Source organism: Pseudomonas sp. MF06569 (genome assembly GCF_059862735.1).
The window spans coordinates 1-20,952 of sequence record NZ_JCBCUZ010000027.1 but is presented as its reverse complement, the minus strand read 5'-3'; the positions used below and the strand labels follow the sequence as shown (position 1 = coordinate 20,952).

Genomic DNA, 20,952 nt, shown 5'->3' with positions numbered 1-20,952 from the left:
GTACTTGGTGACGGCCCTTAATTGGAGTTAAGCAGTTGTTCAAAAAACGCGCATTTTACTTGAGCATTGTCCTGCTGACTGCGCCATTGGTCGCTGTAGCCGATCCCCTACCTGCGGGTTCCCTGAGTCCGGTTCAGCAGGCACTCAGTCAACTGCCCCAGGACTGCCCGGGCCTGGCGGCGCGAGTCAATGGGGCTGCCAAGCAACTGCTGCAGGGTTTTTATCTGGGGCAAAACGATCAGTTGGTCTGGACCGACAACCAACGCCTGAGCGCCTTGCAGTCGGCACTGGGGCAGTTGGCGGATGACGGTCTGAACCCTGACAACTACAAGCTGCCAGCCACTCGGGACGTGTGCGCCGATATCGAGATCAGCCAGCAGTACCTTCAGGCATTGCAGGATCTGCACTATGGGCGTCTGCCCCAGTCGCAGTTCGAGCCGGTATGGCATGCCAGCGAGGTGCCTCAAGACCGTCAGGCGCGGATTCTGGCCCTGGCAGGGCCGGGACTGAACGATATTCCCCGGGCCTTTGCCCAGGCGCGTCCCCAAGGCGAGTTGTATCAGAACTTGCGCCGGGTCTATGCCCGCCAGCGTCTGCAACCACTGCCACAATGGCAGCCCCTGGCCAGCGGCCCCTTGTTGCGGCCCGGCATGCAGGATGCCCGGGTGCCCGAACTGGCCCGACGGCTGCTCAACGAAGGCTACTTGAACCACCTGCCGGCTTCTGTCGATCACACCTACACCAATGAGCTGGCGGCAGCCGTGAAGAGCTTTCAGCTTGATCACTCGTTGCAGGCCGACGGTGTGATCGGGGCCGGGACCTTGAAAGAGCTGAATATCAGCCCCCGGGATCGGCTCGAACAGCTGCGCATCAACCTTGAGCGTTTTCGCTGGATAGCCCAGGACTTTGAGCCTGACAGCCTGCTGGTCAATGTGCCTGCTGCACAATTGACCGTGTACCAGAATGGCGTGCCCGTGTGGCAGACCCGCACCCAGGTTGGCCGTGCCGAGCGTCAGACGCCGTTGCTCAAATCCAGGGTGAATCGCTTGACCCTGAATCCGACCTGGACCATCCCGCCGACTATTTTCCGCGAAGACAAACTGCCGCAGATCCGCCGCGATCCGTCTTTCCTCAGTCGCCAGGACCTGCAGATAGTGGACAGCAATGGCCAGCCGCTGGCGGCCCAGGACATCGACTGGGACCGCCCGGGCAATATCCTTCTGCGTCAGGGCGCGGGGCCGAGAAACCCCCTGGGCCGAATTGCCATCCGGTTTCCCAACCCGTTCTCGGTGTACTTGCACGACACCCCTAGCCAGGCGTTGTTCAGCAAGGGACCGCGGGCTTTCAGTTCGGGCTGTGTGCGGGTTGAGTCGGTCTTCCAGCTGCGTGACTTGCTGGTGACCCCGGCCGAGAAGGCCCGTACCGAAGAGCTGTTGAGTACGGGGTTGACCCATGAATTCAGATTATCCCGGCCGATGCCGATCTTGATGACCTACTGGACGGCCCAGGCGAACAAGGATGGAAAAGTGACCTATGCGCCGGACATCTACAACCATGACCCGGCTTTGATTGCGGCGTTGGCTGGCAAGAAATAGCGTCCGGTTTGGTGCGGCACTGCTCGCTCGAACGTAGCCTCGTTCTACTCGTCAACTGCTACGGAGCGGGGTGGGTGGCGAAATTCGTAGCAGCTGACGAGCCGTGCGAGGCTGCGTCCGGCTGCGCAGCAGTCGTAAAATCGGCTTCCTCGGTTAATCAGGTATACCGCGTGACCGCTTCGTCGCAGTGGCGCACCATCTCGAACAAGGCTGCGCCTTCGCAAGCCAGCCGCTAGTATTGGCATCCCGATCATTACCCGTGAGTGCCCTCATGAGCTGCTGGCCCGATTCTCGCCTTATCGACTTGCTCGGCATCACCCATCCCATCATCCAGGCCCCCATGCTGGGCGCTGGCGCCGATATGATGATCGGTGTCGCCAAGGCCGGTGGCCTGGGCTCTCTGGCCTGTGCCACGTTGAACCTTGAGTCGATTCGCGCCGAAGTGGCGGCCTTTCGGGCCGAGAGCGAGCAGCCCCTGAACCTGAATTTTTTCTGCCATCAAGCCCCTGCTTACGATGAAGCCGCGATCGAGCACTGGAAGTCGTTGTTCAAGTCCTACTACACCGAGCTTGGGGCCGACTATGACGCGCCCACGCCCGTGTCGAGCCGCGCACCCTTTGACGAAGCCACCTGCACCCTGGTCGAAGCGTTGCGCCCCGAAGTGGTGAGTTTTCACTTCGGTCTGCCTGCCCCGGAGCTGGTGGCCAGGGTCAAGGCCTGCGGAGCAAAAATCCTCAGTTCAGCCACCACGGTCGAAGAGGCCCGATGGCTGGAACGCCACGGCTGTGACGGGATCATCGCCATGGGCTACGAAGCTGGCGGGCATCGGGCAATGTTCTTGAGTCGTGAGCTGACCACCCAAATCGGTACCTTTGCCTTGGTCCCGCAAATCGTCGATGCCGTGGACATACCGGTCATTGCCGCAGGCGGCATCGCCGATGCACGGGGTATTGCGGCGGCGTTTGCGCTGGGGGCCAGCGCCGTGCAAATCGGCACTGCCTACCTGTTTTGCCCGCAGGCAAAACTGGCCACACCCCATCACCGTGCCTTGCGCGAAGCCGACGCCAGTGACACCGCGCTCACCAACCTGTTCACCGGCAGACCGGCCCGCGGCATCGTCAATCGGGTGATGCGCGAACTGGGCCCGATCAATACGCAGGCACCTGCCTTCCCGCTGGCGGGCGGTGTGTTATTACCGCTCAAGGCCAAATCCGACCCTGGCTGCGCAGACTTCATCAACCTGTGGGCGGGCCAGGGCTTCCCCTTGAGCCCCGGACGCACGGCCGAGCTGTCGTCCTATGAGCTGACCCGCACATTTGTCGATGACTATGCCGCCCGCTCCGCCGCTAAATAATGGGTGTGTGCAGCATGGGTGGAGGTGCGGATCAGCAACACGACCGCACCGGCTACCGGCAGACTCACCAGCAATAACGCGTAGCGCAGGGATTCAACGCCGAAGGCCGGTTGCAAGGCATCACTGAACAAGCCGGCCAGCAAAGGACCCACCCCAACCCCCAACAATGTGGAGATGATGGTCTGCAAGGCCATGGCCGTGCCCCGGCGGTTGGCCGGGACCAGTTGGGTGACCAGGTTGTATGACGGCGCCACCCACCACACCACAAAAAAACTGTACAGCGCGCACCACAGCATCGAGCTGGGGACGGGCACGCTGCCCAGTTGCGTCCACACCGTGTCTGGCCACAGCAGATAGGCGAACAGCGCAGCCAGCGCGGCCACATTGCCGATCACCGGAATACCCACTTGCCAGTGCGGGTTGCGTGGCGTCAGGTGGTCGCTCAGCCAACCGCTGAATAACGCGCCGATCCCGGCAAAACCACCACAGATGAAACCTGCCAGCAGCCCTGCATGTTGCAGTGACAACCCGTGGGAGCGCACCAGAAAACTGGTGTTCCACATGCCGATCGCATAGGAGCCCAGCGTGGTCAGGCCGCCCGCCATGACCAGGCAGCGGTAGGCGGGCAGGGCCCAGAGTTTGCGGGCCTCACTGCCCATGCTTTGCAGGGGATGGGCAGCATGGGCGCTGGCCAGGTCCCAACGGCCCCGGGCCGGGTCTTTTGCGATAAAGGCCAGCAGCGTGGAGAACAACAGCGCGGGCAAGCCGATCACGATGAATGCCGTGCGCCAGCCATACTGCTCGACCACCCATGCCCCCAGGCTCAGGCCGATGACGGCGGAAAAGGTCGGGGCGGCCGTGAAGCAACTGATGGCAAACGAGCGGCGATGTGGCGGGTACAAATCGGCAATGATCGACATCGACGCCGAGGTGGTCGGCGACTCGCTCACGGCAACCGCCATGCGCGCCACGGCCAGCATCCAGAAACTGACCGCCAGGCCACAGATCATGGTCGCCACCGCCCATAACAGGCAGGCAATTGCCAGCAGGCGGGTACGGGACATGCGATCTGCCAGCCGCCCGGCAGGCAAGGCGAGGAGGGCGTAGATCCCGGCAAATGCCAGGCCCGAAATCAGCCCCATCGCCGTATCACTGACCCCGAACTCTGCCTTGATCGGTTCAATCATCACCGCCAGAATCTGACGGCCGACAAAATTGTCGGCAAACATGGCCGCCAGCAACAACAGCAAAGCATGGCTGCGCCAGCCGACCTGAGCATTGGGCATGGTTGAATTCCTGTCAGATGGAAACGCCAAGGGCGCTGATCAGGTCAGCGCCCCTGGCAAGGAACAAAGCCTCAGGCCCGCAGGCGGGCCAGGGTCATGGCAGTGTCTTCGATCATGTCTTCCTGACCGCCGACCATGCCGCGACGTCCCATCTCGACGAGAATTTCCCGTGCCGGTACGCCGTATTTTTTCTCGGCGCGCTTGGCGAACAGCAGGAACGAGCCATACACCCCAGCATAGCCCATGGTCAGGGCATCACGATCGCTGCGGATCGGGAAGTCCATGATCGGTACGACGAGATCCTCAGCCACATCTTGAATACCGAACACGCTGACCCCGGTCTCAATGCCCATGCGGTCGCACACCGCCACCAGGATTTCCATCGGCGTATTACCCGCACCTGCGCCCAGCCCGGCTGCGGCGGCGTCGATGCGTGTGGCACCGGCTTCGATGGCAGCGATGGAGTTGGACACGCCCATGGACAGGTTGTGATGGCCGTGAAAGCCGATCTCGGTGTCCGGGTGCAGCGCCGCACGCAGGGCCTCGACCCGGGCCTTGATGTCGTGGGGCAGCATGTAACCGGCCGAGTCGGTGAGGTACACGCAGTTGGCGCCGAAGCTCTCCATCAGCTTGCCCTGCTTCACCAGGCCTTCGGGTGAGTTCATATGGGCCATCATCAGGAACCCCACAGTGTCCATGCCCAGCTTGCGTGCATAGGATATGTGCTGCTCAGACACGTCGGCCTCGGTGCAATGGGTCGCTACGCGGATTGTATTGACCCCCAGCTCATAAGCCATTTGCAGATGGTCCACGGTGCCGATACCGGGTAGCAGCAGAGCCGAAACCTTGGCCTGTTTCATCATCGGGATCACGGCCGACAGGTACTGCTCGTCGGTGTGCGCCGGGAACCCGTAGTTCACCGAGCTGCCGCCCAGGCCGTCGCCGTGGGTGACTTCAATCAGGGGCACACCGGCGGCGTCCAGGCCACAGGCGATGTCTTTCATCTGTTGCAGGCTGATCTGGTGACGCTTGGGGTGCATGCCGTCGCGCAGGCACATGTCATGCACGGTAATTTTTTTGCCGCGAAGATCCATGGTCGACTCCTTAAGCGAGGGCAGGTTGAGGGGCGGATGCCTTGAGGTGCAGTTCACCCTTGAGGATTTCCTCGGCGAACATCTCTGCGGTGCGCGCAGCGGCGGCAGTCATGATGTCCAGGTTGCCGGCGTACTTGGGCAGGTAGTCGCCCAGGCCTTCGACCTCCATGAAAATCGACACGCGGTTGCCATCAAACACCGGCCCGTTGACCAGCTTGTAACCCGGGACGTACTGCTGTACCTGCTCGATCATGTTGGCAATGGCCAGGCTGATCGCGGCTTGATCCGGTTCGGTTTCAGTCAGGCAGTGCACGGTGTCGCGCATGATCAGCGGCGGCTCGGCCGGGTTGACGATAATGATCGCCTTGCCTTTTTTGGCGCCGCCCACCTGTTCGATGGCACTGGCGGTGGTGCGGGTGAACTCGTCGATATTCTTGCGCGTGCCCGGGCCGACCGATTTGGACGCCGCCGTGGCAACGATCTCGGCATACGCCACCGGTTGCACGCTGCTGACGGCCGCCACCAGAGGAATGGTGGCCTGGCCGCCGCACGTGACCATATTGACGTTCATCGCGCCGCGCTTGAGGTTGGCCTTGAGGTTGACCGGGGGCACGCAGTACGGGCCGATGGCGGCGGGGGTCAAGTCAATCATCAGTACGCCCAGCTCATTGAGCTTGCGGCTGTTTTCGGCGTGAACGTAAGCCGACGTGGCATCGAAGGCAATCTGGATATTGTCGGCCAGCACATGGGGCAACAGCCCGTCGACCCCGTCACTGGTGGTCTTGAGGCCCATCTCGCGGGCACGGCTCAGGCCTTCGGAGGTGGCGTCGATGCCCACCATCCAGACCGGTTCCAGTACGTCACTGCGCAGCAACTTGTAGAGCAGGTCGGTGCCGATATTGCCCGGCCCGATCAGGGCACATTTGATCTTTTTGGTCATGGGAAAGGTCTCGAACAGGGGTTAGGGCACGAAGCGCAGGCGGGCTGAGTCCAGGCCGCTGAGGGTCAGGCTGACCTCATCGCCGGGTTGCACCGGCACCAGCGGCGCCAAGGCTCCGGAAAGGATGATTTCACCCTTGCGAAACGGGATGTCGAACTTGCCCAGGGTATTGGCCAGCCAGGCCACGGCGGCGCAGGGGTGGCCCTGTACTGCCGAGCCGAAACCGTTACCGGCTGGCTGTCCGTTTTTCAGCATGTGCAGTTCGACCTTGGCCAGGTCCAGTTCGCGGGGGTTGATACGTTGCTCACCCAAGGCGAACACGCCGCACGAAGCGTTGTCGGCCACCGTGTCCTGAATGCGGATTTTCCAGTCGGCGATACGCGAGTCGACAATCTCGAAACACGGCGCCACCCAAAGGCTGGCAGCCATGACGTCTTCAGCGGTAATGCCGGGGCCGTGCAGGTCTTCGCCGAGAATAAAAGCGATCTCGCCTTCGGCCCGTGGTTGCACCAACTGGTGGGCGGCGAAGCTCACATCGCTGTTGTCCGGGACCTGCATGGAATCGGTCAAGAAACCGAAATCGGGCTGATGCACATCCAGCATTTCCTGCACGGCACGGCTGGTGACGCCGATTTTCTTGCCAATCACCAGCTCGCCCAACGCCTGGCGGCGTTGCAAAAAGTGCAGGGAAATCCGGTACGCCATGTCCAGCGTCAAGTCCGGGTAACGCTGGGTCAGTGGCTGCAGGCTGCGGCGCTCGCGCAACGCATGAAACAGCTCATCGCCCAGGGCTTCAATCAACTGTGTGTCCATAAATACGCTCTCTTGAAACTGAAAAACCCCTTGTGGGAGCGGGCTTGCTCGCGATGGAATCACTGCGCGCTGCCAGACAGACCGCATCGCCTGTATCGCGAGCACGCTCCCACCGTTGGTTGTGCCGTGAACTAGCCCGGCCAGACACTCGACTCGGCCCCGCCGTCCACTTCCAGGATCTTGCCGGTGACCCATCGTGAAGCCGGGGAGGCCAGGTACAGCGCCGCTGCCGCGATGTCTTCAACCTCGCCCAGGCTTTGCAGCGGGGTGGCTTTGATCATGCCTTCGCGCATGGCAACCGGCAGGACACGGTTCAAGGCGTCGGTCAGTACCGGGCCGGGGGCAATCCCGTTGACCCGCACCAGTGGGGCGAAATCCTGGGCCAGCAAACGGGTCATGTGGCTGAGCGCAGCCTTGGCGGTGCCATAGGCGCTGAATTGGGTTTGGGCATAGCGCGCCGCGCCCGAGGTGATATTGATGATGTTGCCGCTGCCCGCGTCGCGCATGTGCGGCACGCACAGCTGGCTCAGGTGATAGGCCGAGGACACGTTGAAACGCATGATTTCTTCGAAGCGCTCGACACTCAGGGTCAGCGGATCGTTGGGGCCTGCGCCGCCTGCGTTGTTCACCAGATGGGTGATACGGCCCATGTGCTCCCGGGCCTGGGTGACCACCGCGCTGCGCTGCTCGGCGTCAGTCACGTCGCAGCTCAGGGCCAGGGCGCGGCGTCCCAGGCGGCGAACTTCTTCGGCCACCGCTTCAACGTCGCTCAAGGTACGGGCTGCCAGTACCACATCGGCGCCTGCCTCGGCGCAGGCCAGGGCGATACCGCGGCCAATGCCGCGCCCGCCGCCGGTGATGACGGCCACGCTGCCGGTCAGGTTGAAGCGCTGAATAATGTTCATAAAGGGTCCGGTTCCTTCAAGGGGATTAGCGGGGCGCCCACAGATCGGGCAAGCCGGGATCACTGGCCGTAATCAGGCGCTTGAGCAGCACTTTAAGGGCCTGGGCATCGCCGGGAGCGAGCCTGGCCGACACGTTTTCCTCCACGGCCTTGGCCAGTGCCACCTGTTGCAGCGACGCCTCACGGCCCGTGGCGGTCAGCACATAGCGCGGTGCCTGCTGGCTGCCTTCGAGGGCGACCAGGTTCTGTTTTTCGAGAAAACGCATGCTTGCCACAGACACCACATGCCCGGTGTAACTGACGAAGTGATTGATTTCATCCAGGGTCAGGTTGTCGCGAATACACAGGACCGAAAGGATAAAGAAAGCATGCTCGTCCAGCTGCTGATTGCTCAGCAGGCGGTGCAGGGCGTCGAGCAACTGGTAATGGGCGCGGCCCAGCAGGTACCCGAGCAAGTCCTCGGTGTAGCTGCACTCCGGTGGTGGCGGAGTGGTTGCCAGGCGCAGCTCGCTGCGTGGTTTACGGGTTGCCAGGGCATATTGGCCGCTTTGAAAGGCCAGCGGTGCGCGGTCGCTGTGATCGAAGGCGAGCACTTCACCGACAAAAATCACATGGTCGCCGCCTTCATATTGAAAGGCCGTGCGGCACTGAAACCTGGCGGTGCAGTCCTGTAACAGCGGTGCTTCGCTAATGCCGTTGTCGAGTTCGATTTCGGCAAACTTGTTCTCGCCCTGCATCGCAAAACGTCCGGACAGAGGTTCCTGTTCGGTCGACAGCACATGCACGTTCCAGTGCTTTCCGGAACTGAACACCGGCAGGCTGCGAGCGGACTTGGCCAGACTCCACAGCACCAGCGGCGGGTTAAGCGACACCGAGTTGAAACTATTGGCAGTAATGCCGATGGGCGAGCCATCTTCAGCCTGGGTGGTGATGATCGTCACCCCGGTGGTAAAGGTGCCCAGCGCGGTACGGAATGCCTGCGGGTCGAAACTGCTTTGCATTGCCATGACGAACCTCATGGATTGGATTTTCGTGCTGGCAGTATTCGCCCCGAAGCGGTGCGCTACATCGTCTTAATGGACTAACGAATACAGCCGATTATCGTCCGATTGGACGAGGCTAATCGGGGTGCTATTCACTAGGGTCAGCTCATTGAACCGATGTATCAGAGGACTCATCCATGACGTTCAGCAGCACTGCTCCAGAACAGCTGTCCAGCCTGTTGGCGGCGCAAAAACAAGCCTTTGTCGATGCCGGGCACGTCAGCGCAGAACTTCGCCGGGCCCGCATTCAGCGCGTGATAGAGCTCGTAGTGCGCTATCAGCAGCCACTGATCGAGGCCATGGATGAAGACTTTGGCGGTCGGCCCCAGGGCTTTTCGTTGATGAATGACGTTCTGGGTTCGCTGGCATCACTCAAATATGCTCGCGATCACCTTGCCCACTGGGTCGAAGACGAGCCGCGACAGGTGTTTTCGCCCTATGACCAACTGGGTGCCAAAGCCTGGGTGATGCACCAGCCCAAGGGCTCCATCGGCATTCTGGGCACCTGGAATGCGCCGCTGTTCACCTTGCTCAGCCCTTTGGCCTGCGTACTGGCAGCGGGCAACCGCGCCATTCTCAAACCGTCCGAAGTAGTGCCCCGCACCGCCCGGGTTCTGGCCCAGGCCTTTGCCGACGTGTTTGATCCACTTGAAGTCGGTGTAGTGACCGGAGATGCCGGGCTGGCGCAGGTCTTCACCTCGCAACCCTTCGACCATCTGGTGTTTACCGGCAGCACCGCAGTGGCGCGTTCGGTCATGCGCAATGCGGCTGAAAATCTGGTGCCATTGACCCTGGAACTGGGAGGCAAGTCCCCGGTGATCATTTCCCGCAGCGCAGATCTGGCCAAGGCGGCCTTCAGCATTGCGGTGGCCAAAGCCAATAACGGTGGGCAAATCTGCATCAACCCGGACGTGGTGTATGTGCCGCGCGAGCTGATGGAAGATTTTATCGGCCTGCTGGGTGCTGCCTACAGCGAATTGCTTCCCACCACGGACGACAATCCGGATGTGGTGGCAGTGGTCAATGCCCGTCATGTGCAACGCATCGACGGCTACGTGCAGGATGCCCGCGAGCGGGGCGCCCGGATCGAAAGCTTCCCGCAGGCACCCGAGGCTGACGCCCGAACTCGTCGGCGTGCGCTGCACGTAGTGATCAACCCGCCTCGCGACAGCCAGATCATGCATGAAGAAATCTTCGGCCCGGCGCTGGTGTTGCTGCCTTATGAACAGATTGATCGGGCGCTGGGCGACATCAATTCTCGTGAGCGCCCGCTGGCGCTGTATTACTTTGGCCAGAGTGAAGAAGAGCAGCGCCATGTGCTGCAGCACACGATTTCCGGTGGCGTGAGCATCAATGATGTGATGATGCATGCGGCTCTGCACGACGCACCGTTTGGCGGGATCGGCGCCTCGGGCATGGGGCATTATCACGGCCGTGAAGGCTTCCTGGAATTCAGCCATATGCGCACCGTTTACAAGGCCCCGGCCCATGACCCGCGGCGTGAGTGGGGCCTGCTGCCACCGTATGGCGAGCACTTTTTGCCCACCATGCAATCGATGGTCACGGCTGACTGAAACACGCAGTGCAGGAGCGGGGTTGCTCGCGATGCTGTCGACCCGGCGCCTTCATGGGCCGCATTGATGCAATCGCGAGCAAGCCCGCTCCCACAGGACCCTGGCGCCTAAAACAACACGAAATGTTCTGGAGATTGACCTTGCACAACCCTGCTCAAACACCTGAAGAATCCACCGGCTGGCAGCGTCGACACGTACTCAAGGCCGGTGCCCTGGCCGTGGGTGCCGGTCTGCTGGGACGTTTTGCCCATGCCGACAGCACGGGCGCGCTGTCGTCTGGCGAGTACCTGGCGATGGACGCCACTGACATGGCCCGTGCCATACACAAAGGCGAACTCAGCCCGCAAAACCTGCTCGCGGCGGCCATGGCCCGATGTGATGCGATCAATCCCAGGGTCAATGCGGTCAACATGCGCCATGACGACTACGCCAATGCGCTGCTCAAGGCCCGTGCTGCCAGCGGTGCGTCGACCACGGGCCCTCTGGCCGGGGTGCCGATCCTGATCAAGGACCTCAATACCTACCTGGAAGGCACCCGCACCACCAATGGTTGCCGCCTCTACAAAGATGCGCCGCTGGCCCCCCATACCAGCACCCTGATTGCCCGTTATCAGGCGGCCGGTGCCGTGCCGTTTGGCAAGACCACCTGCCCGGAATTCGGATTGACCACCACCACCGAATCCCTGCTGTGGGGGCAAACCCGCAACCCGTGGAATCTGGCAAAAAGCGCGGGCGGCTCATCCGGTGGGGCGGCTGCGGCCGTTGCAGCGGGGATTGTTCCCGTGGCCCACGCCACGGACGGCGGCGGTTCGATCCGGATTCCGGCGTCTTACTGCGGCCTGGTCGGGCTCAAGCCGACGCGTTACCGAACCCCCAGCGGCCCGGGAAAATATGAGGGCTGGTTTGGGGCCAGCGTAGGCAACGTGGTGTCGCGCAATGTACGCGATATGGCGTTGTTCATGGATGCCGGGCAGGGGCACGAGGCCGGCAGCCCGTACTGGGCCAAGCCGCTGGTACGCCCTTATGTCGAAGAACTGCGCACGGCCCCCGGTCGCTTGCGCATCGGCGTGGTGCGTGACTCGCTGACCGGCGCACCGCTGGACCCGGAGGTGGCGAGGGTGCTGGACGACACCGCCAAACGCCTCGCAGCCCAGGGGCATGACGTTGAAGAGCTGCGCCTGAATGTCGATCCGAGGCAGTTGTTCGGTGCCCATGGTTCGGTGATTGGCGATGCATTGCTGACGATGGTTCACGATCGCGAGCAAGTGCTGGGGCGAAGCGCAACGGCCGATGACTACGAGCGCATCACCCAGGTGGTGCTGGGCAATGCCCAAAAAGTCACTGGAGAAGGCCTGTACCGTGCGCGCCAGTCGTTCGAAACCATCGGCGGCTACATGGAAGATCAGTTCCAGACGTTTGACGTGATCCTGTCGCCGGTGACGGCCAATGTCACGCCGGACCTGGGGCTCTTGAGCCTCAATCAGCCCTGGGAGAGCTATGCCCACAACGCGATGGGCAGCGCGTCCTTTACCGTATTGGCCAACGTCAGCGGCCAGCCGGCCATTTCCTTGCCGGTGGGCATGAGCGACAAGGGCCTGCCCATCGGCATGATGTTCACCGGGCCATTGGGCGGCGAAGACGTGTTGCTGCGCCTGAGTGCGCAGATTGAACAGGCGCGGCCATTCGCGGCACTGCCGATCCTCTGAAACGGTGGGAGCGGGCTTGCTCGCGATGCAAGCCCGCTCCCACACAAGTTCAGTGTGATGCCGTGTGCCTAGTCCGCTTTGACGATGAACCACAGCGTTACAGGCCGGATTATTCATCATACACCGCCCGCGCATTCGCGCAGCGAGAGACTGACGGAGAACACACGGATGGATCAGATACGAGAGAAAAGTCCGATTGAGCTTGAGCTGCTGCAACGTGCGCGCAATCTGATTCCTGCGCTCAAAAGCCGTTCAGCCCAGGCGGACAAAGACTGCAAACTGCCCGACGAAACCATTCGTGACATGCAAGAAGCCGGTTTGTTTCGTGCCCTGCAGCCCAAGATCTGGGGCGGTCATGAAGTCGATCTGCGCACCTTTTTTGAAATCCAGATGACCTTGGCTGAAGGCTGTATGTCCACGGCCTGGGTCTTTGGCGTGGTGGGTGTGCATCCGTGGCAACTGGCGCGTTACCCGATGGAGGCCCAGCGTGATGTCTGGGGCGAGGACAGCTCCGTGCTGGTGGCTTCCACCTACATGCCGGTGGCCAAGGTCACGCCGGTCAAGGGTGGTTTTCAGGTCAGCGGACGCTGGGGTTTTTCCAGTGGCAGCCAGCATGCACAGTGGTGCCTGCTCGGGGGCATCGTGCCGCAAGACGAAACGGGCCCTACCGAACACGGCACCTTCCTGATTCCGGCCAGCGACTATCGCATCGAACAGAACTGGGACGTGCTGGGCCTGCGTGGCAGCGGCAGCCACGACATCGTTGTCGAAGACGTTTTTGTCCCGGCCCACCGGGTCCAGCGCACCAATAACTTCAGCATCGAAGCTACGCCGGGGCGCCTGGTCAATACCAACCCGATGTACTCGATCCCGTTTGCCCAGGTGTTTGCCCGCGCCGTATCGACGTCGGCCCTTGGTGCCTTGCAAGGGGCCATCAACGAGTTTCGCGATAACGCGGCAAAGCACATTGGCAAGCACGGCGCCAAAACCGCCGAAGACCCGGCGGCCCAGGCGGCCGTGGCCGAAGCCATCATCACCGTCGACTCGCTCAAGCTGGTGCTGATGCGCAACTACGGGCACCTGCTGGCACTGGCCGCAGCCGGGGAATACCCGGATGTCGAGACCCGTCTGTTGTATCGCTATCAGTCCTCCCACGTGACCAACGTCTGCGCCGATCGGGTCAGTGACCTGCTGCGCTGCATGGCCGCTTCGGGCTTGTACAACACCAATCCGGTGGCGCGTTACTTCCGTGACCTGCACCAGGCTCGCGGGCATATCGCCAACAACGAGGCGGCTTACCGCCGCAGTTACGGTCTTGTACAGCTGGGCATGCCCAACGCGGACCCTTTTGTCTGATCGGGTCAATTCTGTGACCCGGTAATCAACCTCTGACCTCAGCGCAAGGCATAACAATAATGACGGCTCACGATCAGTCTCAGTCCAGCTATGACGTAATTGTTGTCGGCTCCGGCGCCGGCGCCATGACCTCGGCCCTGTTTGCGGCTGATCAGGGCCTGTCGGTTCTGATTGTCGAAAAAAGCGATAAATATGGCGGCACCTCGGCGATTTCCGGCGGCGGTATCTGGATCCCGAACAACCATTATTTTGCCGCCATTGGCGGGCAGGACAGCCCTGAGCTGTCCCTGCAATACCTCAAGGCCGCCACCGGCGAGCACGGTGATCCACAGCGGTTGCAGGCGTATCTGGACAACGCCGCGCCGATGATCAAAAAGCTCACCGACAACAGCCGCGTGCGTTACGCCGTGGCCGATAAATACCCCGATTACTACCCGCAACTGCCCGGCGCCTTGCCAGGTGGTCGCACCCTGGACCCGGAGCTATTCGACACCAGCCTGCTGGCTGAAGAGCTGCCCAACCTGCGCAAGCCTTCGCCGTCGACCCTGCTGATGGGGCGCATTGCCTGGACGGCCCGCGACGCGCACAAGGCCATGGCCCGCAGTTTTGGTTGGCAATGGCTGATTTTCAGGCTGATGGCCCGCTACAAACTCGACTTCAAATGGCGCCGCAAAAGCAAATACGACCGCCGCGCCGCACTGGGCAGCTCCCTGGTGGCGTCGTTGCGCCGTTCCCTGATGGATCGCAACGTGCCGTTATGGCTCAACACTGACTTTCAGGACGTGTTGCTCGACGGTGATCGGGTCAGCGGGATCAAGGTTGCAACGGGTGGCAAAGTCCTGGAACTCAAGGCCCGCCGTGGGGTGATTTTTGGCTCCGGCGGCTTTGAGCAGAATCAAACCCTGCGCGAGAAATACCTGCCGCAACCCACCCGGGCCAGCTGGAGCGCTACGCCACCGGGCAACAACACCGGGGCCGCACTTGAGGCGGGACTCAATATCGGTGCGGCCACGGCGCTGATGGACTGGGCCTGGTGGGCTCCCACCATTGCCGTGCCAGGCGAGGAAAAACCCCGTGGCGTGTTTGCCGAACGGGCGTTTCCGGGGGCCATTGTGGTCAACAGCCTGGGGCATCGCTTTGTCAACGAAGCGGCGCCGTACCTGGAGTTCGTCGACGCCATGTACACAGACAACCGCAAGACTGGCGGCCGCTCGGTGCCGTCGTGGGTGATCTTCGATGGTCACTTCCGTTTTCACTACGCCATGGGCCCGTTGATGCCGGCCCAGGTGGTCCCCGACAGCCGTCTGCGCAAGGAATGGCTCAATACCGTGTACTGGAAGGCCGACAGCCTGGACGCGCTGGCCATGCAAATCGGGGTCGATGCCCAGGGCTTGAGCAGCACCGTGCAAAAAATCAACAGCTACGCCCAAACCGGGGTCGATCTTGACTTCGATCGCGGTGGCAACGTGTTCGATCGCTACTATGGCGATAGCAATATCAAGCCCAACCCGTGCCTGGCACCGTTACGCAAAGGCCCGTATTACGCCATGCGCCTGGATGCCGGAGATATCGGCACCAAGGGCGGATTGCTGACCAACCAGCACGCTCAGGTCGTACGAGAAGACGGCCAGCCAATCCCTGGCCTGTATGCCATCGGCAACTGCTCGGCATCGGTGATGGGCATCAGCTACCCCGGTGCCGGTGGCACCCTGGGCCCGGCAATGACTTTCGGCTACATCGCTGCCAACCATATCGCCAGCAGCGTGTCGGCAACCGCCAGCGCCCGGGTACGGGCACTGTCATGAGCCGGGCGCAGAGCAGCTCCAGCAACAGCAAGATCCTCGCGCCCTTGCAGGCCGAACGACTGACCGCGCGGGACTGGCAAGACACCTGCGACGTGCTGGTGATCGGCTGGGGCGCGGCAGGCGCCTGCGCCGCGCTGGAGGCCATAAGCAATGGCGCCCATGTGATCGTGGCCGACCGCTTTACCGGTGGCGGTGCCAGTGCCAAGAGTGGAGGCGTGGTGTATGCAGGCGGTGGGACTCGGCACCAGCAGGCCGCAGGGTTCAACGACAGCACGCAAGCGATGTTCGACTACCTCAAGCACGAAACCCGGGGTGTGATCAGCGATGCCACCCTGCAAAAATTTTGCGACGACAGCGTCAGCAACCTCGATTGGCTTGAGAGTCACGGTGCCCGCTACGGCCATAGCATGCCGCCGGGGGGCAAGACCTCATACCCGTCCGATGGCTACTTCCTGTATTACTCGGGCAATGAGCTGGTGCCCTCCCACGGCGGTGATCAACCCCCGGCGCCACGGGGTCATCGCACCGTAGGCAAGGGCCAGTGCGGCGCGGTGTTGTACGCCCACTTGAAAGCCGCCTGCCTGCGTGACGGAGTGCAACCCTTGCTGCAATCCGCTGCCCGGCGTTTGGTGGTGGATGCCAGCGGGCGCGTGGTTGGCGCCGAGTTCTGGAGCTTGCCCGAGGGCAGTCGCGAAGCGCGCTTGCATGCACGCCTGGCGGCACGGGCCGAGCGCCTGCAAAATTTCGCCCCCGGCTACTGCGATCGCCTGCGGCAAAAAGTCAGCCAGCTGGAGCGCGATCATGGGCAGCCGGTGCTGATCCGGGCCAGGCGCGCCGTCATTCTCAGTACCGGGGGGTTTATCTTCAACCGCGGACTGATCCGCGATTATGCGCCCAACTTTCGCCGCAATTTCAAGGTCGGCGCGACCGGTTGCGATGGTAGCGGCCTGCTGCTGGGGCAGTCGGTGGGTGCCAGAAGCGAGCGTTTGAGCCGGGTATCGGCCTGGCGCTTTATCAACCCGCCGCACTGTTGGCCCAAGGGCATCGTGGTCAACACCCTCGGCCAACGGTTTTGCAACGAAGAAGTCTACGGCGCCACCCTAGGCCAGCCTTTATGCGAAGAGCAGGGGGGGCAGGCCTGGCTGGTAATGGATGCGCGCTTGCGCAAACAGGCGATCCGCCAGGCGCTGTTTGGGGGCTATTGGTGGTTCCAGACCTTGCCGGCGCTGGCCTTGATGCTGCTCAAGGTCCGCAAGGGCGACAACCCTGACCAGTTGGCGACGGCCTGTGGCATGCAGGCCGGGGAGTTGAGTGGTGCATTGCGCGCCTACAACGCCGGTGCCCGAGGCGACGCACCGGATCCCTTTGGCAAGTCTGAAGGCAGCCGTCAGGTGCTGGACAAAGGGCCGTTGTATGCCTGCGATATCAGCGTTGGCAACCCGATATTCCCCTTGGGGGCGCTGACGTTGGGCGGCCTTAAGGTGGATGAATCAAATGGCGCAGTCCTGGACGCACAAGGCCAGTCGATTGCGGGCCTGTTCAGTGCGGGGCGCACAGCCATCGGCGTGGCGTCACACCTCTACATCAGCGGACTGTCGCTGGCTGACTGCGTGTTTTCGGGCCGCCGTGCGGGGCTGGCTGCCTCGTGTGGGAGCGGGCTTGTGCGCGATACAGGCGGCGCGGTTTCCATCGATGAGCGCAGTGATGCCATCGCGAGCAAGCCCGCTCCCACAGAAACCACCAAGGTGACCCCATGAGCGCAAGTAGCCCGTTTGTGATGAGTATCTGATATGACCCAACCTGCGTATTTCTCCCTGCGTGTGGCGCAAGTCGTGACTGAAACGGCGGACTCCAGATCCCTGGTGTTCGACGTTCCGTTGGCCCTGCGTGAACAGTTTGCCTACAAGCCCGGGCAGTTCTTGACCTTGCGCGTACCCTTCGAAGGCGGCTGGTTGCCGCGTTGCTATTCGCTGTCGAGCACGCCGCTGCAAGACGAACCGTTGCGCGTAACGATCAAGCAAGTCCGGGACGGGCGTGCTTCCAACTGGTTGTGCGAGCACGTGCGCGAAGGCGATCAACTTGAGGTGCTGGCCCCGGCCGGGGTGTTTGTCCCTCGGCATTTTGACGATGACTTTGTGCTGTTTGGTGGCGGCAGCGGGGTGACTCCGGTGCTGTCGATCCTGCGCTCGGCCTTGATTGCCGGTACAGGCCGGATTCTGCTGGTTTACGCCAACCGTGATGAAGCGTCGGTGATTTTTGCGGCTGAGCTCAAAGCCCTGGCCAGTGCCTACCCCCAGCGCTTGCAGGTGATTCACTGGCTGGACTCGGTACAGGGTATTCCTGGCGTGGCGCAACTTGCGCAGATGGCCCTGCCATTTGTTCATGCCCAGGCCTATATCTGCGGGCCTGGCCCGTTCATGGACGCTGCTGTCAGCGCCTTGCATGACATCGGCATGGACCACGGGCGCATCCACGTCGAGCGGTTTGTGTCGTTGCCTGAAGAAGGCAGCGTGGCGGCCCCGGGCCCGGTCAACACCGATGTGATTGGCAGCCAGCTTTCGGTTCGCCTTGACGGTGAAGAGTTCGAAGTACCCTGTGCTGAAGGCGAAACGCTGCTCAACGCCATGCAGCGCGCGGGGTTGAAACCGCCCAGTTCATGCCTGGTGGGTTCCTGCGCGACCTGCATGTGTACGGTTGAGCGCGGCAGTGTAGAGATGCTGCGCAACGATGCCCTTGACCAACAAGAACTGAACGACGGCTGGGTGCTGGCGTGCCAATCAGTGCCCAACAGCGAACAACTGCGTGTGTGCTTTCCCGAATAATCTGCCAGACGAGTGCCTGATGACTTCCAGCCTGCAACAGATCCTGCCCTGCTCGATTCCACAATTACTGCTCAGTGCCGCGCAGCACCATGCCGGGCGTACCGCCATTGAAGAGCATGGGACCTGCACCGACTACAGCGAACTGCCGGGCCTGGCCCTGGCCGTAACCCGCAGCCTGATGGCCCAGGGCATCGGCAAGGGCGATCGGGTGGCGATCTGGGCACCTAACGGGCGGGACTGGATCATCGCTGCATTGGGCATCCACTGTGCGGGCGCGGTGATGGTGCCGATCAACACCCGCATGAAAGGCAGTGAAGCTGCGGATATCCTGCAGCGTAGCGGGGCAAGGGTGTTATTCGTGCAGCCGCAGTTTCTGGGGACTGATTATCTGGCGATGCTGGCGCCCTGTCGTCCGGCGAGCCTTGAGTGTCTGGTCCTGCTGGGCGAAACCACGGCTGGCAGTTCCCAGGGCCTGAACTGGAACGGCTTTCTGGCCCTGGGTACGGCCATCAGTGAATCGGCAGCGCTGTTGCGGGCATCCGGGGTGGGCGCTGATGATCTGAGCGACTTGCTGTTCACTTCCGGCACCACCGGCAAGCCAAAGGGCGTGATGAGCGCTCACGGGCAGAATATCCGGGCCTTTAGCGAGTACGTGAAAGTGATCGGTCTGCAGGCCGGTGACCGATACCTGGTGATCAACCCGTTTTTTCATGCCTTTGGCTACAAGGCGGGCTGGCTGACGTGCCTGCTGGCGGGCGCGACGATCCTGCCCCATCCGGTGTTCGATGCCGAAGCGGTGTTCCAGCGTATTGCGGCTGAGCGCATCAGCGTGCTGCCGGGGCCGCCGACCTTGTACCTGTCGATGCTGGCCCATCCCAAGCTGGCTGAAACCGATCTGTCGAGCCTGCGCATTGCCGTCACGGGCGCGGCGACCATTCCACCGATCCTGATCGAGCGCATGCGTCGCGAACTGGGCTTCTCGGTCGTCACCACCGCCTATGGCCTCACTGAGTGCGGCGGCCTGGCGACCATCTGTGACCCGGGCGACGCTGCGACGGTTATTGCCGGCACCAGTGGCCGGGCGATCCCGGGGACCGAAGTGAGCATTCGCGACCCGCAAAACCGGGCATTGCCGGCGGGCAGTACGGGGGAAATCTGCCTGCGTGGTTTTCACGTGATGAAGGGGTATTTCGAAGACCCGCACGCCACGGCTGAAACCATCGACAGTGAAGGCTGGTTGCACACAGGCGACATTGGCGAGCAGGACGCGTCGGGCAACTTGCGCATCACCGACCGGCTCAAAGACATGTTTATCGTGGGCGGATTCAATTGCTACCCGGCGGAAATCGAAGCCGGGTTGATAGAGCATTCGGCGATTGCCCAGGTGGCGGTGATCGGAGTACCTGACGAGCGCATGGGGGAGGTGGGGTGTGCCTGCGTGGTGTTGCGTCATGGTCAGGCGCTGGATGAAGCCGGGCTGATCCTGTGGGCCCGTGAGCATATGGCCAACTACAAGGTTCCCAGGATGGTGCGGTTTTATGAGGCGCTGCCGGTGAATGCGTCGAACAAAGTGGCGAAGAATGAGTTGCGGGCGGGGTTGCTGTAGGCGTCCTGCGCAGCCTCGTTTCACTCGTCAGCTGACATATCGAATGGATATGGACTCGGCATAGGTGCGGGTGTATCGCAAAACAACTGGCACACGGGGTACATATCCGGCATTTGCGGTTAACTGAAATGATGGTTTCGCTCCGTGGGCCCGCCGTGACGGGCCATCCCTGGCCCAACACGGCTCTCCCGGTATCCATGCCGATCGACCCACTGCGCAGAACCTCCACTCGGCCTCCCGAAGGGGCGGGCAGATCAAAAGCACTGCCCGCCGAGGCGGCCGACCGGCCGGCCTGGTTGGTGGGTTGCATTCACGATCTGTAGTCGCTGACGAGCCGTGCGAGGCTGCGATCGGCGGCGTAGCCGTCGTAAAATCAGCCTTCCAGGTTTATCAGGTAAACCGCGTATTCCGGTTTTGCGACCGCTGCGTGATCGAACGCAGCCTCGCACTACTCGTCAGCGGCTTGTATGTTGGCGCTTAAACGTTTTGCGCAAGGTTCTGTGGCGTCTGCGATGGCTTTTGCTTTTGCTTTTGCTGGAGCCACACGTATGTCCAGACGATGCGAATGCCCATCACAGAAGGCCGAACGCAGGTGCTGTTATGGGGGTGGCGCGGCAGGACGCCGCGCCAGCCGCGATGGGCCATGGATGGCCCGTCGCGGCGTGCCCCCATAACAGTGCCGGAGTGAGGGAACCACCGAGCCTGGGCGAGGCGGCCGTATGGTAGGGCAAGCCTTTTTGGTGGGTACTTTTTCGGCGTTTGGAAAAAGTGACACGCCGTAAGGGCGGAACCCGTAGAGAGCCGTGACACATCGAATGGATATGTACTCGGCATAGGTGTGGGGCATCGCAAAACAACTGGCACACGGGGTACATATCCGGCATTCGCGGTTAACTGAAGTGATGGTTTCGCCCTTACGGCGAGTCCCTTGTGCGCCCAGCATGGGCGCCATCCTAGAGGTGAAAGTCCTCTCTTGAGCTGGCCACAGCGAATGAAGCGAAGCGCAACTGCATGAGGGTGACCAAGTGTGGGAAGGAAGCGTGGAGCATAAACC

Annotated in this window: 15 protein-coding genes; 9 read left to right on the top strand and 6 right to left on the bottom strand. The window is 62.0% G+C overall.

What is annotated here, in order from left to right; genetic code table 11:
• Window positions 1-35 precede the first annotated feature (35 nt).
• Both AC19YQ_RS20270 and AC19YQ_RS20265 read left to right on the top strand, forming a co-directional pair.
• On the top strand, window positions 36-1,595 hold the full coding sequence (locus AC19YQ_RS20270; RefSeq protein WP_133077418.1) for a L,D-transpeptidase family protein: 1,560 nt from the start codon (window positions 36-38) through the stop codon (window positions 1,593-1,595).
• Window positions 1,596-1,866: 271 nt separating this feature from the next.
• A complete protein-coding gene (locus tag AC19YQ_RS20265) occupies window positions 1,867-2,949 on the top strand; it encodes an NAD(P)H-dependent flavin oxidoreductase (RefSeq protein ID WP_500595792.1) in 1,083 nt (360 codons plus the stop codon).
• On the opposite strand, the gene AC19YQ_RS20260 is transcribed toward AC19YQ_RS20265, so the two are convergent.
• The 6 genes from AC19YQ_RS20260 to AC19YQ_RS20235 form a co-directional block, all read right to left on the bottom strand.
• Entirely contained in the window at window positions 2,922-4,235 is a 1,314-nt protein-coding gene (locus tag AC19YQ_RS20260; protein WP_338647066.1) for a spinster family MFS transporter, read from the bottom strand. The two genes, AC19YQ_RS20265 and AC19YQ_RS20260, sit on opposite strands and share 28 nt — an antisense overlap.
• A 71-nt stretch (window positions 4,236-4,306) precedes the next feature.
• Window positions 4,307-5,329 carry a 4-hydroxy-2-oxovalerate aldolase gene (gene dmpG, locus AC19YQ_RS20255; protein WP_338647068.1) on the bottom strand — a complete coding sequence of 341 codons (1,023 nt, stop codon included), beginning with the start codon at window positions 5,327-5,329 and terminating at the stop codon, window positions 4,307-4,309.
• 10 nt (window positions 5,330-5,339) lie between these two features.
• Window positions 5,340-6,269, bottom strand: coding sequence for an acetaldehyde dehydrogenase (acetylating) (locus AC19YQ_RS20250; protein WP_133077422.1), 930 nt, complete (start codon window positions 6,267-6,269; stop codon window positions 5,340-5,342).
• A gap of 21 nt (window positions 6,270-6,290) precedes the next feature.
• Window positions 6,291-7,082, bottom strand: coding sequence for a fumarylacetoacetate hydrolase family protein (locus tag AC19YQ_RS20245; RefSeq protein WP_500595791.1), 792 nt, complete (start codon window positions 7,080-7,082; stop codon window positions 6,291-6,293).
• Window positions 7,083-7,213: 131 nt separating this feature from the next.
• Entirely contained in the window at window positions 7,214-7,987 is a 774-nt protein-coding gene (locus AC19YQ_RS20240) for a glucose 1-dehydrogenase (RefSeq protein WP_133077424.1), read from the bottom strand.
• Between the two features lie 25 nt (window positions 7,988-8,012).
• On the bottom strand, window positions 8,013-8,993 hold the full coding sequence (locus AC19YQ_RS20235) for a flavin reductase (protein WP_338647071.1): 981 nt from the start codon (window positions 8,991-8,993) through the stop codon (window positions 8,013-8,015).
• A 173-nt stretch (window positions 8,994-9,166) separates the two neighbouring features.
• Between AC19YQ_RS20235 and AC19YQ_RS20230 the strand changes: the two genes are divergently transcribed.
• The 7 genes from AC19YQ_RS20230 to AC19YQ_RS20200 all read left to right on the top strand — a co-directional run bounded on the left by AC19YQ_RS20230 (window position 9,167) and on the right by AC19YQ_RS20200 (window position 19,898).
• Complete coding sequence (locus tag AC19YQ_RS20230) at window positions 9,167-10,603, top strand: coniferyl aldehyde dehydrogenase (protein WP_338647074.1); 1,437 nt, start codon at window positions 9,167-9,169, stop codon at window positions 10,601-10,603.
• 140 nt (window positions 10,604-10,743) lie between these two features.
• Window positions 10,744-12,309 (top strand): amidase, encoded by a 1,566-nt coding sequence (locus tag AC19YQ_RS20225; protein ID WP_500595790.1) that lies wholly within the window; start codon window positions 10,744-10,746, stop codon window positions 12,307-12,309.
• A gap of 168 nt (window positions 12,310-12,477) precedes the next feature.
• On the top strand, window positions 12,478-13,665 hold the full coding sequence (locus AC19YQ_RS20220) for an acyl-CoA dehydrogenase family protein (protein WP_338647080.1): 1,188 nt from the start codon (window positions 12,478-12,480) through the stop codon (window positions 13,663-13,665).
• A gap of 59 nt (window positions 13,666-13,724) precedes the next feature.
• Window positions 13,725-15,470 (top strand): FAD-binding protein, encoded by a 1,746-nt coding sequence (locus AC19YQ_RS20215; RefSeq protein WP_338647082.1) that lies wholly within the window; start codon window positions 13,725-13,727, stop codon window positions 15,468-15,470.
• Window positions 15,467-17,227, top strand: a complete 1,761-nt coding sequence (locus AC19YQ_RS20210) for an FAD-binding protein (protein ID WP_500595789.1) — start codon at window positions 15,467-15,469, stop codon at window positions 17,225-17,227. The genes AC19YQ_RS20215 and AC19YQ_RS20210 overlap by 4 nt, the downstream gene beginning before the upstream one ends.
• 33 nt (window positions 17,228-17,260) lie before the next feature.
• Window positions 17,261-18,292 carry a 2Fe-2S iron-sulfur cluster-binding protein gene (locus tag AC19YQ_RS20205; protein WP_338647088.1) on the top strand — a complete coding sequence of 344 codons (1,032 nt, stop codon included), beginning with the start codon at window positions 17,261-17,263 and terminating at the stop codon, window positions 18,290-18,292.
• Between the two features lie 19 nt (window positions 18,293-18,311).
• On the top strand, window positions 18,312-19,898 hold the full coding sequence (locus tag AC19YQ_RS20200; protein ID WP_338647091.1) for a FadD3 family acyl-CoA ligase: 1,587 nt from the start codon (window positions 18,312-18,314) through the stop codon (window positions 19,896-19,898).
• Window positions 19,899-20,952 lie beyond the last annotated feature (1,054 nt).

Coding starts and splice junctions, on each gene's coding strand:
- AC19YQ_RS20205 (WP_338647088.1), top strand. CDS start 17,261: ATGACCCAACCTGCGTATTTCTCCCTGCGTGTGGCGCAAGTCGTGACT.
- AC19YQ_RS20250 (WP_133077422.1), bottom strand. CDS start 6,269: ATGACCAAAAAGATCAAATGTGCCCTGATCGGGCCGGGCAATATCGGC.
- AC19YQ_RS20240 (WP_133077424.1), bottom strand. CDS start 7,987: ATGAACATTATTCAGCGCTTCAACCTGACCGGCAGCGTGGCCGTCATC.
- AC19YQ_RS20265 (WP_500595792.1), top strand. CDS start 1,867: ATGAGCTGCTGGCCCGATTCTCGCCTTATCGACTTGCTCGGCATCACC.
- AC19YQ_RS20235 (WP_338647071.1), bottom strand. CDS start 8,993: ATGGCAATGCAAAGCAGTTTCGACCCGCAGGCATTCCGTACCGCGCTG.
- AC19YQ_RS20200 (WP_338647091.1), top strand. CDS start 18,312: ATGACTTCCAGCCTGCAACAGATCCTGCCCTGCTCGATTCCACAATTA.
- AC19YQ_RS20220 (WP_338647080.1), top strand. CDS start 12,478: ATGGATCAGATACGAGAGAAAAGTCCGATTGAGCTTGAGCTGCTGCAA.
- dmpG (WP_338647068.1), bottom strand. CDS start 5,329: ATGGATCTTCGCGGCAAAAAAATTACCGTGCATGACATGTGCCTGCGC.
- AC19YQ_RS20230 (WP_338647074.1), top strand. CDS start 9,167: ATGACGTTCAGCAGCACTGCTCCAGAACAGCTGTCCAGCCTGTTGGCG.
- AC19YQ_RS20215 (WP_338647082.1), top strand. CDS start 13,725: ATGACGGCTCACGATCAGTCTCAGTCCAGCTATGACGTAATTGTTGTC.
- AC19YQ_RS20260 (WP_338647066.1), bottom strand. CDS start 4,235: ATGCCCAATGCTCAGGTCGGCTGGCGCAGCCATGCTTTGCTGTTGTTG.
- AC19YQ_RS20245 (WP_500595791.1), bottom strand. CDS start 7,082: ATGGACACACAGTTGATTGAAGCCCTGGGCGATGAGCTGTTTCATGCG.
- AC19YQ_RS20210 (WP_500595789.1), top strand. CDS start 15,467: ATGAGCCGGGCGCAGAGCAGCTCCAGCAACAGCAAGATCCTCGCGCCC.